This is a genomic window from Stenotrophomonas acidaminiphila (assembly GCF_001431595.1).
Lineage (GTDB): Bacteria > Pseudomonadota > Gammaproteobacteria > Xanthomonadales > Xanthomonadaceae > Stenotrophomonas > Stenotrophomonas acidaminiphila.
Genome location: NZ_LDJO01000120.1, coordinates 1 through 990 on the forward strand (window position 1 = coordinate 1; position 990 = coordinate 990).

Annotated in this window: 1 protein-coding gene; it reads right to left on the reverse strand. The window is 57.8% G+C overall.

Going from position 1 to position 990, the window contains the following annotated elements; genetic code table 11:
• Positions 1-194 precede the first annotated feature (194 nt).
• Complete coding sequence (locus tag ABB33_RS18730) at positions 195-962, reverse strand: hypothetical protein (protein WP_152985167.1); 768 nt, start codon at positions 960-962, stop codon at positions 195-197.
• Positions 963-990 lie beyond the last annotated feature (28 nt).

Here is a 990-nt window from a genome sequence, read left to right on the forward strand (position 1 = left end):
CACTACGGACGGCGGTTGCCTATCCTGCAATCGTCCACGCTTTCTGGCATGCCAAAAAAACCCCGCCGCAGCGGGGTCAGTCTGGATTCTTGGGATGACCTGGTGGGTAGTAGCCCAGATCGTCAGCACATGGGGAGCAGACAACGCCGTGAACCGGGTGCCTGATGTACCAATCCCCCTTGGGAACCCACTCCTTACAGCATGCAATGTCGCAAGGGCTGAGAAGCATACCCCGGGTCAAAACCCACTTCGGGGCTGTCCTCCTGTCCAGGTAGATAACGAAGCCGTTGCCGCTTGGCCACGACTGGATGAGATAGCGGTCTGGGTGTCGTTTGGGCATTGGGCGATTCCTTACGGTCAATCCAGTCAAAGACCGACCCGGTAGCCACTACTTCTGGAACAACCGGGCGGGGTGGTTTCTGATCATCGGCGTTGTCCTGGACAACTTCCGGCAGTGCATCAAGGGCAAGCCTGACACCCTCATGGCCGGCAGTCTCAGCAGCGTGGATCAGGTCATAACGGGCATCAACCTTGATGACCTTTCGCCAGTCATCAGGGGTCAGTGGGATGCGATCCGTAACACGGGTAGCTTCCTCCTGGGCAATGTCCTCGTCTGTCTTTTCATCGAGGCCAACGGCGTCTTTCAGGCCACGCGACCAGACAAGCTGGCGTGATCCTTTGATCGCGGTGACGTACTCCATGAACAAGGCGGACGTGGAAACTTCTACCGCAAGCTTGAACGGATGGGAGCCAGAAGCCCGGCCCTGTTTGCTGCTTCCCTTGGTCATTTCATGGGACAGGCCCCACTTGTTCTGGTCGTCCATCTTGGCCAGATACGAAGCTGCACCTTCATCGCCGTCACGCACGTCCACAGCGTGTGCCAGGAATGCCCATTCGTCGTCCCTGTCAGGCTGGAAAAGGCCGACTTTCTTGCACGCCTTGAGCCAAAGCTCAGCCAGCACCTGTCTCTTATACACCTATCCGAGCCCA